The 12,511-nt window shown below is 68.0% G+C and carries 10 protein-coding genes, 1 pseudogene and 1 riboswitch; of the genes and pseudogenes, 8 read left to right on the forward strand and 3 right to left on the reverse strand.

All coding sequences use genetic code 11. The features are described from left to right. Positions 1–251, forward strand: a pseudogene (locus ACFWPX_RS18615) (ATP-dependent DNA helicase RecG); the annotation flags it as partial. A 16-nt stretch (positions 252–267) separates the two neighbouring features. Here the strand turns inward: ACFWPX_RS18615 and ACFWPX_RS18620 are convergent. Together ACFWPX_RS18620 and metE are read right to left on the reverse strand one after the other, a co-directional pair. Continuing rightward, complete coding sequence (locus tag ACFWPX_RS18620) at positions 268–1,692, reverse strand: short-chain fatty acyl-CoA regulator family protein (protein ID WP_378912452.1); 1,425 nt, start codon at positions 1,690–1,692, stop codon at positions 268–270. Positions 1,693–1,886: 194 nt separating this feature from the next. Then, positions 1,887–4,151, reverse strand: coding sequence for a 5-methyltetrahydropteroyltriglutamate--homocysteine S-methyltransferase (gene metE / locus ACFWPX_RS18625; protein ID WP_378928474.1), 2,265 nt, complete (start codon positions 4,149–4,151; stop codon positions 1,887–1,889). Positions 4,152–4,293: 142 nt separating this feature from the next. Then, a riboswitch (cobalamin riboswitch) is annotated at positions 4,294–4,491 on the reverse strand. Between the two features lie 290 nt (positions 4,492–4,781). Here metE and ACFWPX_RS18630 point away from each other — a divergent pair. The 3 genes from ACFWPX_RS18630 to coaD are packed head-to-tail and all read left to right on the forward strand — an operon-like array spanning position 4,782 to position 9,229. Beyond that, positions 4,782–8,180, forward strand: coding sequence for a pyruvate carboxylase (locus tag ACFWPX_RS18630; RefSeq protein WP_378928475.1), 3,399 nt, complete (start codon positions 4,782–4,784; stop codon positions 8,178–8,180). Continuing rightward, entirely contained in the window at positions 8,177–8,740 is a 564-nt protein-coding gene (gene rsmD, locus ACFWPX_RS18635; RefSeq protein WP_378912449.1) for a 16S rRNA (guanine(966)-N(2))-methyltransferase RsmD, read from the forward strand. The genes ACFWPX_RS18630 and rsmD overlap by 4 nt, the downstream gene beginning before the upstream one ends. A gap of 3 nt (positions 8,741–8,743) precedes the next feature. Then, positions 8,744–9,229: a pantetheine-phosphate adenylyltransferase gene (gene coaD / locus ACFWPX_RS18640; RefSeq protein WP_358187554.1), complete on the forward strand. Its 486-nt coding sequence runs from the start codon at positions 8,744–8,746 to the stop codon at positions 9,227–9,229. On the opposite strand, the gene ACFWPX_RS18645 is transcribed toward coaD, so the two are convergent. Further along, the gene (locus ACFWPX_RS18645) at positions 9,226–9,771 is read right to left on the reverse strand and encodes a GtrA family protein (RefSeq protein WP_378912447.1); all 546 of its coding nucleotides are present in this window, start codon (positions 9,769–9,771) and stop codon (positions 9,226–9,228) included. The genes coaD and ACFWPX_RS18645 overlap by 4 nt on opposite strands. 252 nt (positions 9,772–10,023) lie before the next feature. Here ACFWPX_RS18645 and ACFWPX_RS18650 point away from each other — a divergent pair, with 252 nt between their 5' ends. From ACFWPX_RS18650 to rnc, 4 genes are all read left to right on the forward strand, one after another. Then, positions 10,024–10,797, forward strand: coding sequence for a DivIVA domain-containing protein (locus ACFWPX_RS18650; protein WP_378912446.1), 774 nt, complete (start codon positions 10,024–10,026; stop codon positions 10,795–10,797). An 87-nt stretch (positions 10,798–10,884) separates the two neighbouring features. Further along, the gene (locus ACFWPX_RS18655) at positions 10,885–11,490 is read left to right on the forward strand and encodes a YceD family protein (protein WP_378928476.1); all 606 of its coding nucleotides are present in this window, start codon (positions 10,885–10,887) and stop codon (positions 11,488–11,490) included. An 80-nt stretch (positions 11,491–11,570) separates the two neighbouring features. After that, complete coding sequence (gene rpmF, locus ACFWPX_RS18660; protein ID WP_040708879.1) at positions 11,571–11,753, forward strand: 50S ribosomal protein L32; 183 nt, start codon at positions 11,571–11,573, stop codon at positions 11,751–11,753. Positions 11,754–11,777: 24 nt separating this feature from the next. Beyond that, complete coding sequence (rnc, locus tag ACFWPX_RS18665) at positions 11,778–12,509, forward strand: ribonuclease III (RefSeq protein WP_378912444.1); 732 nt, start codon at positions 11,778–11,780, stop codon at positions 12,507–12,509. Positions 12,510–12,511 lie beyond the last annotated feature (2 nt).

Here is a 12,511-nt window from a genome sequence, read left to right on the forward strand (position 1 = left end):
GCTTCGAACTGTCGGTGCTCGACCTGCGGCAGCGTCGCGAAGGTGATGTCCTCGGCTCGGCGCAGTCGGGTACCGCGCGGTCGCTGCGTCTGCTCTCGCTGCTCGACGACCTCGAGGTGATCACCGCCGCACAGGAACTCGCCAGGCAGGTCGTCGCCGAGGACCCGGGTCTGGTGAACCACCCGGGCCTGGCGGGCATGATGCACGCCGCTGTCGACGGCGAACGCATCGAATACCTCGCCAAGTCCTGACCGGCCACGCGACCCGTCAGCGCGGTAGGCGCGGGTACGGCAGGTCGGTGCTGGTGTGTTCGGTCACGGCCAGGGGGCGCCCGATCTGCGGGAACGCGCGCTGTGGGCACCCGGGCCGCTCGCACACCTTGCACCCGGCCCCGATCGGCACCGCCACCTGCGGATCGTCCAGCTGCAGCCCCTGCGAGTACACCAGCCGGTCGGCGTATTCGATATCGCAGCCGAGCCCGATGACGAAGTTCTTCGACGCCGTCCCGAACCCCTGCGCGGCCGCGGGCGTGGTGCGAGCGATCCACAGGTACCGGCGCCCGTCGGGCATCTCCGAGATCTGGGTGAGAATGCGGCCGGGATGCGCGAACGCCTCGTGGGTGACCCACAGCGGGCAACTGCCGCCCACTCGGGAGAAGTGGAACGCGGTGGCGGACTGCCGTTTCGAGATATTGCCCGCCCGGTCGGTGCGCACCAGGAAGAACGGCACACCGCGCTGACCCTGCCGCTGCAGGGTGCTGAGCCGGTGGCAGACCGTCTCGAAACCGACCTCGAAACGCAGGGCGAGCAGGTCGGCGTCGTAGCGCAGTTCCTCGGCCGAGCGCAGGAACCGCCCGTAGGGCAGGATCAGCGCACCGGCGAAGTAGTTGGCCAGCCCGACTCTGGCCAGCGTGCGGGATTCGCCGGTGAGCGCCCGGGACTCGGCGAGCACGTTGTCGATCTCGCGGCCGTAGAGCAGCAGGCCGAGAGTGGTCGCGATCTGGAAGGCGCGCTGCCCGGGACGCAGCCGCCTGGCCAGGGTGAGGGTTCGGGTGTCGGGGTCGTAGTGACGTTTCGGGATGGCCGGGTCGGCGCCGTCGCCGCGCACCAGCACCGTGACGCCCGCGCGTTCCTCGGCGATCCTGGCCAGCTGACGATCCAGCGAGCCGATGCTCAGACCGGATTCCTCGAACAGTTGCTCGGCGGCGTGGTCGAGGGTCGAGATGTGGTTGCGATGGTCGTAGAAGAAGTCGCGCACATCCTCGTACGGCATGGGTGTGCCCGGGGCGCCGGCGGGCGTGTCGACGCGCGAGGACAGCAGGTCGAGCTGGTCGGTCGCCGCGCGCAGCCGCCGGTGCATCGCGATCACGATGCGTGCCACCTCGGGCAGCCTGGTGGCCAGTTCCTCCACCTCGGTGATCGGTGCGGTATCGCCGCCGCCCGCGGCCTCCACCAGCACCTCGTGCAGGTCCGAGACCAGCCGCGCGTCGGAGTCGGCGGCGAAGAACTGCACGTCGAGGTCGAAGGTCGAGTTGAGTTTCAGCAGCACGGGAATGGTCAGTGGACGCTGATCACGTTCGAGCTGATTGAGATAGCTGGGTGAGAGGTCCAGCGATTTCGCGAGCGCTGCCTGGGTCATCCGCCGTTCTTCGCGCAGCCTTCGTAGCCTGGCCCCCGCGTACATCTTCCGCACGCCGCAGATCTTAACGCCACCTGTTCGCAATGTTTGCTGAAAGTGGCGAATGACTCGGGAGAAGTCCAGTCCTGCAAGGGATTTTACCCGTGGCTACCCGTGCGTAACATGCGAAGGAGCAGGCCGGGCCGACCACACTGCCCCGGACGGAATCTCCGTCCGGGGCAGTGGTCTTCATGCTCGGATCCGCTAGGTCAGCGCAGTGCCGCGGCGGCCGTCACCAGATTCCGCAGCGACGCCTCGACCTCCACCGGTCCGCGCGTCTTCAGACCGCAGTCCGGGTTCACCCAGAGTCGTTCGGCCGGAACCGCTTTCAGCGCGGCGGACAGGGAGACGGTGATCTCCTCGACCGACGGCACCCGCGGCGAGTGGATGTCGTAGACGCCAGGCCCGACGCCGAGCGCGAAACCGGCCGCGTTCAGATCGTCGAGGACCTCCATGTGCGAGCGCGCCGCCTCGATCGAGGTGACATCGGCGTCCAGCCCCGCGATCGCCGAGATGACCTCGCCGAACTCCGAGTAGCACAGGTGGGTGTGCACCTGGGTGGTGTCGGCGACGCCCGCGGTGGCCAGGCGGAACGAATCCACCGACCACCGCAGGTACGCGGGCTGTTCGGCGGCACGCAGCGGCAGCAGCTCGCGCAGGGCGGGTTCGTCGACCTGGATGATCCGCGCGCCCTGGGCTTCCAGGTCGACGGTCTCGTCCCGGATGGCGAGCGCGACCTGGCGGGCCGAGTCACCCAGCGGCTGGTCGTCGCGGACGAACGACCACGCCAGGATGGTCACCGGGCCGGTGAGCATGCCCTTGACCGGCTTGGTGGTCAACGACTGGGCGTACCCGATCCAGGACAGCGTCATCGCCTCGGGGCGAGTGACGTCGCCGAACAGGATCGGCGGGCGCACGCAGCGAGTGCCGTAGGACTGCACCCAGCCCGCCTCGGTGACGGCGAAACCGTCGAGCAGTTCGGCGAAGTACTGCACCATGTCGTTACGTTCGGGTTCGCCGTGCACCAGCACGTCGAGCCCGAGCTTTTCCTGCAGGGTGATCACGTCGGCGATCTCGGCCCGCATCCGCCGCACGTACTCGGCCTGGTCGATCTCGCCCTTGCGCAGCGCGGCGCGGGCCAGCCGGATGGTCGAGGTCTGCGGGTAGGAGCCGATCGTGGTGGTCGGCAGCACCGGCAGGTCGAGGTGATCGCGCTGCAGGGCGCGACGCTCGTCGGCGGGGGAGCGGGTCAGGTCGTTCTCGTCGAGCGCGGCCAATCGGCTCCGGACCTGGTCGTTGTGCAGGCGCGGGTCGGTCCGGCGGGATTCGGCGGCGGCGCGGGCCGCGGCCAGTTCGTCGGCGACGGTGTCGACACCTGCGGTGAGCGCCGTGGCAAGGACTCGTACCTCGGCGACCTTCTCGGTGCCGAAGGCCAGCCACGAGCGCAGCCGCTCGTCCAGGCCGGTCTCGGGGGTCAGCGAATACGGCACGTGCAGCAGCGAGCACGAACTCGACACCGCCACCGCGTCGGCGCTGCCGAGCAGGGTGCCCAGGGTGCCGAGGACGGCGTCGAGGTCGGCGCGCCAGATATTGCGGCCGTCGACCACGCCCGCCACCAGCAGTTTGCGAGCAAGGGCGGGCAGCGCCGCGACCGCCGAGATATCGGAGCCCGCGGTGAAATCGAGCGCGACACCCTCGATCTCGGTCTCGGCCAGCGCCGCCAGGGCGGCATCGGGGTGCCCGAAGTAGGTGGCGACCAGGATCGCGGGCCGGTTCTGCGCGGCCGACAGCGCGCTGTAGGTCTGGCCGACCAGGGCGATCTCCGCCTCGGTCAGGTCGGTGACCAGCACCGGTTCATCGATCTGCACCCATTGCGCGCCCGCATCCGCCAGCTGGGCCAGCAGGTCGAGGTACAGCGGCAGCAGTTCGGGCAGCCGCTCCAGCGCGGCGCCGTCGGCGGCCTTGGCCAGCTTCAGGAAGGTGATCGGACCGATCACCACCGGACGTGCGGGGACACCGAGTTCGATCGCCTCGTCGAGTTCGGTCAGCAGCTTGCCGGGATGCAGCGAAAAGGTGGTGGCCGCGTCGATTTCGGGCACCAGGTAGTGGTAGTTGGTGTCGAACCACTTGGTCATCTCCAGCGGAGCGACCGTGTCGGTGCCACGCGCGGCCGCGAAATAGCGGTCGAGCGGATCGGCGATCCCGGCCACTCGCGGCGGCAGTGCGCCGAGCAGTTCAGCGGCATCGAGCATCTGGTCGTAGTAGGAGAAGGTGCCCACCGGCACCGAATCCAGTCCCGCCGCGGCCAGTTCGGTGAGCTGGGCGCGACGAAGCTGACGGCCGACCGCGTGCAGGTGCGCGGCATCGGCACGGCCGGCCCAGTAGGACTCGGTGGCGCGCTTGAGTTCCCGGTTCGGGCCCACTCGCGGAAGGCCGAGAACCGTTGCGGTGAACGGGGTGTGTGAAACAGTCACGGAGATTCTCCAGTGTCGTGCAGGGAGAGCCGTCGCCTTTTCGCGGGCACACGCCACCCGGCCGGACCATGTCGCGAACGGTACGACGGGTCGGCATCGGTGGTCCGCGCGCCCGATCCACGAGGCGGTGGCCGCCGGATACGGCGTATCCGGCACAGTCGGCAGGTCTTCGGACTCGCGGGCACCGGTCGTGTGATCGACCGACCTACTGGCCGTCGCTTCCCAAGCATGATGCCCAGTGCTGATGACGGCGGTCGTTCCTGCTCACCGCTGCGGGACAGTCCCGGATTCTCACCGGGTTCCCTCTCACCCGGTGCGGAACATGATCCGCACCCGGGTTTCGACGCCTACGCGGGAGGTCGGGGCTCCGACTCTTCCACCGCGCAGGCGAACCAGCTGCGCCCCCAGCATAGGCCCTCAACGGGGGCGCGGGTCACCGCCCGGTGGCGAACAGTGCCGTGACCTGCGGTTGCGCCCACATTGTCCACGCGCACCGCCGACCGCTCCTCGCAGTGAGATGTGACGGCCTGATGAACGCAACTTCGCAGGTAGGCGGGTGTGCGGTGTGAAGAATGCTGCGAAGCCACCTTGCGTGTCCGGCCCCGGCTCGTCGCCGGGTACCGTAGGCCAATGTTCTCGAAAGTCTTGGTCGCAAATCGTGGTGAGATCGCTATCCGTGCCTTCCGCGCGGCCTACGAACTCGGCATCGGAACGGTCGCGGTGTTCCCGTACGAGGATCGCAATTCCGTCCATCGCCTGAAGGCGGCCGAGTCCTATCAGATCGGTGAAGAGGGTCACCCGGTTCGGGCGTACCTGTCGATCGAGGCGATCATCGACGCCGCGGTGGCCGCCGGCGCCGACGCGATCTACCCCGGCTACGGATTCCTGTCGGAGAACCCCGACCTCGCCGCGGCCTGTGCCGCCGCGGGCATCACCTTCATCGGACCCACCGCCAAGATCCTCGAGATGGCGGGCAACAAGGCCACGGCCATCGCCGCGGCCAAGGCGGCCGGGCTGCCGACGCTGAAGTCCAGCGAGCCCTCGGCCGATATCGACGAATTGCTCACCGCCTCGGCCGAACTCGAATATCCGATCTTCGTCAAGGCTGTCGCCGGTGGTGGTGGTCGTGGCATGCGCCGGGTCGCTACGCCCGAGCAGTTGCGTGAGTCGATCGAGGCGGCGTCGCGTGAGGCGGAGTCGGCGTTCGGTGATCCGACGGTGTTCCTCGAGCAGGCGGTGGTGAATCCGCGCCATATCGAGGTGCAGATTTTGGCTGATCAGCACGGCAATGTGATGCATTTGTTCGAGCGGGATTGTTCGCTGCAGCGTCGTCATCAGAAGGTGATCGAGCTCGCGCCTGCCCCGAATCTGTCTCCTGAACTGCGCGAGCGGATTTGCGCTGACGCGGTGGCGTTCGCGCGCCAGATCGGCTACATCAACGCGGGCACTGTGGAGTTCCTGCTCGACGAGCGCGGCAACCACGTGTTCATCGAGATGAACCCGCGTATCCAGGTGGAGCACACGGTCACCGAGGAGATCACCGATGTTGACCTGGTGCAGTCGCAGTTGCGGATCGCTGCCGGTGAGAGCCTCGCGGACCTTGGTTTGAGTCAGGAGACGGTGCAGATCCGCGGAGCCGCGCTGCAGTGCCGTATCACCACCGAGGACCCGGCCAACGGGTTCCGTCCCGACACCGGCCGCATCACCGCCTATCGCACGCCGGGCGGCGCGGGCATCCGTCTCGACGGCGGCGCGAACCTAGGCGCCGAGATCGGCGCCTACTTCGACTCCATGCTGGTCAAGCTCACCTGCCGTGGTCGCGACCTGCCCGCCGCCGCCGCGCGCGCCCAGCGCGCGCTGGCCGAATTCCGTATTCGCGGCGTGACGACCAACATCCCGTTCCTGCTCTCGGTGCTCGATGATCCCGATTTCCAGGCGGGCCGGGTGACCACCTCGTTCATCGACGAGCGTCCCGAGCTGCTCACCTCGCGCGGATCGGCCGACCGTGGCACCAAGATCCTGACCTATCTGGCCGACGTCACCGTCAACAAGCCCAACGGCGACCGCCCGACCACGGTGTACCCCTACGACAAGCTGCCCGCCGTCGACCTGACGCTGCCGCCGCCGGACGGTTCGCGCCAGCGACTGCTCACCCTCGGGCCGGAGGGTTTCGCGCGTGCCCTGCGCGAACAGAAGGCGCTCGGCGTCACCGACACCACCTTCCGTGACGCGCACCAGTCGCTGCTGGCCACCCGCGTGCGCACCAACGGTCTGCTCGGTGTGGCGGGCCACGTCGCGCGGCTGACCCCGGAGCTGCTCTCGATCGAGGCGTGGGGCGGCGCGACTTACGATGTGGCACTGCGGTTCCTGCACGAGGACCCGTGGGAACGCTTGGCGGCCTTGCGTGAAGCCGTGCCGAACATCTGCCTGCAGATGCTGCTGCGCGGCCGCAACACCGTCGGCTACACGCCCTACCCCGAACAGGTCACCCGCGCTTTCGTTTCCGAAGCCGCCACGACCGGTATCGATATCTTCCGCATCTTCGACGCCCTCAACAATGTCGACCAGATGCGTCCGGCGATCGACGCGGTCCGCGAAACCGGTACCGCCATAGCCGAAGTCGCCCTGTCCTACACCGGTGACCTGCTCGACCCGAACGAGTCGCTCTACACCCTCGACTACTACCTGAAGCTGGCCGAACAGATCGTCGACGCGGGCGCGCATGTCCTCGCGATCAAGGACATGGCAGGTCTGCTGCGTGCCCCCGCGGCCGCGAAACTCGTTACCGCACTGCGCAGTAACTTCGATCTGCCGGTGCACGTACACACCCACGACACCCCCGGCGGACAGCTCGCCACCTACCTCGCCGCCTGGCAGGCCGGTGCCGACGCGGTCGACGGCGCATCCGCGGCCATGGCGGGCACCACGAGCCAGCCCGCGCTGTCGGCGATCGTGGCCGCCACCGCGCACACCGAACACGACACCGGTCTGAACCTGCAGAACGTGTGCGATCTCGAGCCGTACTGGGAGGCGCTGCGCAAGGTCTACGCGCCGTTCGAGTCGGGCCTGCCCGCGCCGACCGGTCGCGTGTACACCCACGAGATCCCGGGTGGTCAGCTGTCGAACCTGCGTCAGCAGGCGATCGCGCTCGGCTTGGGCGACCGGTTCGAAGAGGTCGAGGCCAAGTACGCGGCCGCCGACCGGCTGCTGGGCCGCCTGGTCAAGGTGACCCCGTCGTCGAAGGTCGTCGGTGACCTCGCGCTCGCCCTGGTCGGCACCGGTGTCGACATCGAGGACTTCGCCGCCGATCCGGGCCGCTACGACATCCCCGATTCGGTGATCGGCTTCCTGCGTGGCGAACTCGGCACCCCCGCGGGCGGCTGGCCGGAGCCGTTCCGCAGCAAGGCACTGGCCGGGCGCAACGAACCCAAGCCCGAGACCCCGCTGAACCCGGCCGACCAGAAGGCACTCGACGGCTCGTCCGCGCAGCGCCGCGAAACGCTGAACCGGCTGCTGTTCCCCGGCCCGACCGCCGAGTTCAACTCCCATCGCGAGAAGTACGGCGACACCACCGGCCTGTCGGAGAACCAGTTCTTCTACGGCCTTCGCCGCGGCGAGGAACACCGCGTGCAACTGGAGAAGGGTGTCACCCTGCTCATCGGCCTCGAGGCGATCTCCGAGCCCGACGAGAAGGGCATGCGCACGGTGATGTGCATCATGAACGGGCAGTTGCGCCCGGTCGCGGTGCGTGACCGGTCCGTCGCCTCCGAGGTGCCCGCGGCCGAGAAGGCCGACAAGAACAACGCCGGTCACATCGCGGCACCGTTCGCCGGTGTGGTCACCCTCGCGGTGTCCGAAGGCGACGAGATCCACGCCGGTGACACCGTCGGCACCATCGAGGCGATGAAGATGGAAGCGGCCATCACCGCGCCGCGCGGTGGCGTGGTCGGCCGAATCGCGACCACCAAGGTGGCCCAGGTCGAGGGCGGCGACCTGCTGGTGGAACTGGTCGCGCGCGAGTCGGAATGACACGCATCGTCGCGGGTGTGGCGGGCGGGCGGCGCTTGAAGGTGCCGCCCGCCGGCACCCGGCCTACCTCCGATCGGGTGCGTGAAGCCCTGTTCAGCGCGATCGACGCGCGCCTCGATCTGGACGGGACGCTGGTCCTCGACCTGTACGCGGGCTCGGGTGCGCTGGGCTTGGAAGCGCTCTCGCGCGGAGCCGAGCGCGCGTTGCTGGTCGAATCCGACCGCAAGGCGGCCGAGGTGGTGCGCGCCAATATCGCCGAGCTGGGTCTGCCCGGCGCGGAACTGCGGCTCGGCAGTGTGTCCTCGCTGCTGAAGCACGCCGCGCCGCGGGCCTACGACGTGGTGTTCTCGGATCCGCCCTACGAGGTGAGCACCGAGGACGTGATCGCCGACCTCACCGCCTTGGCGAGCAACGGCTGGCTCGCACCGGAGGCGTTGGTGGTGGTGGAGCGGTCGAGTCGTTCACCCGAAATCACCTGGCCGGCAGGCTTTGTGGCGCTGAAGGCGCGCAAGTACGGGGAGACCAGGGTCGAGTTCGCCGAGTTCGGTGCTAGCGTCTGAGCTATGGCTGCAGCACTGTGCCCCGGCTCCTTCGACCCGGTCACCAACGGTCACCTCGACGTGTTCGCTCGCGCGGCCGCGCAGTTCGACGAGGTGATCATCACCGTCAATGTGAACCCCAAGAAGCAGGGGATGTTCACCGTCGAGGAGCGCATGGAGCTCCTGCGCGAATCGGTCTCGCACCTGCCGAACGTGCGCGTCGCGTCCTGGCAGGGTCTGACGGTCGATTTCGCCAAGCAGGAAGGCATCAGCGCGATCGTCAAGGGTCTGCGTGACGCGGGCGACTTCGGCTACGAGCTCCAAATGGCCCAGATGAACCACAAACTGGCCGGCGTCGACACCTTCTTCATCGCCACCAACCCGTCCCTGAGCTTCCTGTCCAGCTCCTTGGTCAAAGAAGTAGCGGCCTACGGCGGCGACGTGAGCGACATGCTCCCGCCTGCGGTCCACAAGCGTCTGCTGGACCGCCTCGCCGAACGTAAGGGCTAGCTGGTCGCGGGGAGGCGGAACAAGCCTCTCAGTGCGAGGAAGCGCATGCCGCCGACTGCGGCGGTGATGGCGAGGACCGTCAGCGCCTGCGTGATGTCACCCAAACCGGGCGCCCAGAAATCCAGTCCGGCCAAGCACGCGGTCGTGATCGCGAGTCCGATCAACGCGATCCCGCCACCTTCCCACTGCGCGGTGAACCAGGTGACCCGGTCCGTGGCATGGAAGGTGAGCTGACGGTGGAATTCGTTGGCGATGACGGTGCTGACCACCGATCCGGCCACATTGGCGACCAGCGGGCCGATGCCGTGCATCGCGAAGAACAGCAGCACATAGGCGATATTGCTCGACCCGCCGACGAGGGCGAATCGGAAGAGCTGGGGCAGGGCGCGGTCGCCGCGCAGGTAGGTGAGCGCGCCCTCGAGCTGCGGGCGCAGCGCGGGTGCGACTTCACTCGGCGTCACCACGGGGAACGGACCGGTCCAAGGAGTGAACATGCCCGCCACGTGCGACACCGGACTCCTAGGAGTTTCCAGGAGGGTCATGTTCGACTCCGATCCCAAATGAACAGACGTCGAGGAGTACAACAGCGAAAAGGTTGTGGTGCTTCCCGGCGGACGGCGTTGTCGTGCCTACCGATGGTAGCCGAAGTGGAGGGCCGCACTCCACTTGATATCTGTGCGATCTAGGACACTGTCGCGACACACCGCGACGACATTCGGCACAGCTGCCGACGACAGGCACACTGGGCGTCGGCGGTAGTGGTTTCGCCGTGAGTCCGCAGGAGGGTAGTGAGCATGTATCGCGTATTCGAAGCACTCGACGAACTGGTCGCCATCGTCGAAGAGGCGCGCGGCATCCCGCCGACCCGCAGCTGCATCGTGCCGCGCGGTGATGTCCTCGAACTTCTCGACGACGTCCGCGACGCACTGCCCGGTGAACTCGACGATGCCCAGGACGTGCTCGATCACCGCGACAAGATCGTCGGCGATGCCCGCAGCGGCGCCGAAACGACGGTCACCACGGCCAACGAGCAGGCGCGCACCACCATCGACAAGGCCCGCGCCGAGGCCGATCGCATCCTCGCCGACGCCAAGGACCACGCCGACCGGATGGTCGCCGAGGCCACCGCCCATGCCGACCGCCTGGTGACTTCGGCCCAGGCCGAGGCCGATCAGGTCGTGGCCGAGGGCAACGCCGAATACGACGAGCTCACCGGCCGCGCCCAGATCGACGCCGACCGGGCCATCGACGCGGGCAAGGCCTCGTACGAGCGCTCGGTCGCCGACGGCAAGGCCGAACAGGCCAGGCTGGTCGCGCAGACCGAGGTGGTGCGGGTCGCGCACGCCGAATCCGCCCGCCTGATCGACGAGGCGCACGCCGAGTCCGACCGGGTGCGCACCGAATGCGACGACTATGTCGACGAGCAGATGGCCGATTTCGGCGGCAAGCTCGCCGCCGTGGAGGAGACGCTCAACACCACCCGGCGCTCGATCACCCGTGGTCGCCAGCAGATGCGCGGCGGACCGGCCGCCGAATACCCCGAATACGCTGCCGACCACCGCCGCTGAGGCGAGTGCGCGTTTTGAGTTCGGGCGGGGTCCTGCCGTACTGTTGAGTGGTTGCCCATTATCCCCTCAACGGTAAGTGAGTCCGCGATGTCGGCCGGTTCCGGTTCGCCTGCGCGTCCACGCAAGACCAGTGGTCCTGTGTCCGACGCGGGTTTTGTGCTGGATGTCCGCAATCTCGGCCGCAGGCCGGGAACCATGCGGGAGCTGCGTCGCACGGTCACCGACCACGAGCGGCTGGGTCTGGACCTGATCGCCATCCCGGCCGATGCCGCGGTGGAACTCGACCTGCAACTGCAGGCGGTCTCGGAGGGTGTGCTGGTTACCGGCACGGCGTCCGGTCCGACGGCCGGGGAGTGCTCGCGCTGCCTCGAACCGTTCGACGACCAGGTGCAGATTCGTCTGACGGAACTGTTCGCGTATCCGGACAGCACCACCGAGCAGACGACCGAGGACGCCGAGGTCTACCGCATGGAAGACGACCTCGTCGACCTCGAGCCGGTGATCCTCGACGCCATCGGGCTGGAGCTTCCGCTGCAGCCGCTGTGCTCGCCGGACTGCGCGGGCCTGTGCCCCGAGTGCGGTGTGCGGATGGCGATTGCGGGTCCTGATCATGGGCATGAGATACTGGACCCTCGCTGGGCGAAGTTGGCGAAGTTCGCCACTGATGAGCCCGGTACCGGCGACCCCGCCTGAGGGTTCCACCACCAAGACCAAACCGCTGCCGCGGCATCTGATGCCGGTGTAGTCAGCGAAAACCAAGAGGAGAAGTAGCCGTGGCTGTTCCCAAGCGTCGGATGTCGCGTTCCAACACCCGGTCGCGGCGCAGCCAGTGGAAGGCCACCGCGCCGACCCTGGTCACCTGCCCGAACCGCGCGTGTGGTGAGAAGACCCTCCCGCACATCGCGTGCCCGTCCTGCGGTACCTACAAGGGCCGCCAGGTCACCTCTGCAGTCTGATCGTTGTAGATCATTCCTAGCAACGTGACAGCCAGTAAAGACAATGTAGGCGCGGCGGATCACGCCAGCCTGCTCACCGCCCTCGGTGTCGACGTACGACCGGAGCTTCTGCGCCTAGCGCTGACGCACCGGTCGTACGCGTACGAGAACGGCGGTTTGCCGACCAACGAGCGCCTGGAATTCCTCGGCGACTCGGTACTCGGCCTCAGCATCACCGAGCGCCTGTATACCGAGCATCCGGAGAAGTCCGAGGGTGAACTCGCGAAACTGCGCGCCAGCGTGGTGAACATGCACGCGCTCGCCGAGGTGGCGCGTGGTCTCGGCGACGGCGGACTCGGTCAGTATCTGCTGCTCGGTAAGGGCGAAGAGCTCACCGGCGGCCGCGACAAGCCGAGCATCCTGGCCGACGGCATGGAGTCGCTGCTCGGTGCGGTGCACCTCGAGCACGGCATCGAAACCGCGCGCGGCGTGGTGCTCCGGCTGTTCGCCGAACTGCTCGAGCGTGGGCCCCGCATGGGCGCAGGCCTCGACTGGAAGACCAGCCTCCAGGAACTCACCGCCGAACGCGGTCTCGGCGTGCCCGCCTACGAGATCACTTCCACCGGGCCGGACCACAACAAGGAGTTCACCGCCACCACGGTGATCGCCGGTCGTCCGTACGGTTCGGGTATGGGCCGTTCCAAGAAGGAAGCCGAGCAGAAGGCAGCCGGTACGGCCTACAAGGCCTTGACCGACGAATCCGCGGCAAAAGCCTGATC

The sequence above is a fragment of the Nocardia sp. NPDC058518 genome (genome assembly GCF_042719655.1).
GTDB lineage: Bacteria > Actinomycetota > Actinomycetes > Mycobacteriales > Mycobacteriaceae > Nocardia.